Source organism: Pseudomonas sp. GW821-FHT02B10 (genome assembly GCF_059421865.1).
Map to the genome: position 1 here is coordinate 338 of NZ_JBWKVU010000031.1, position 437 is coordinate 774.

1 pseudogene is annotated in these 437 nt (G+C 67.0%); it reads left to right on the plus strand.

Features of this window, described 5'->3' with window-relative positions:
* Nucleotides 1–437 (plus strand): annotated as a pseudogene (locus AC07VU_RS30775) (autotransporter domain-containing protein); the annotation flags it as partial.

Genomic DNA, 437 nt, shown 5'->3' on the forward strand with positions numbered 1-437 from the left:
GGCGGTAGCGGTACGGTCAGCGTCGACAACGGCACGCTGTCCACCGACAAGACCCTGATCGTCGGCGGCGCCGGCAATGGCACCCTGCAAATCAAGAACGGCGGCCAGGTCACCAGCCAGGACAGCATCATCGCCGCTGACCTGGGCTCCAATGGCAGCGCCAGCCTCGATGGCACCGACAGCCTGTGGAAGACCCTCGGCGACATGATCGTCGGCCAGGCCGGCAACGGCTCGCTGTCGCTCACCAACGGGGCCAAGGTGCAGACCGCTGGCAATACCGTCCTCGGTGCGCTCAGAGGCGGTAGCGGTACGGTCAGCGTCGACAACGGCACGCTGTCCACCGACAAGACCCTGATCGTCGGCGGCGCCGGCAACGGCACCCTGCAGGTCAAGAACGGTGGCCAGGTCACCAGCCAGGACAGCATCATCGCCGCCGA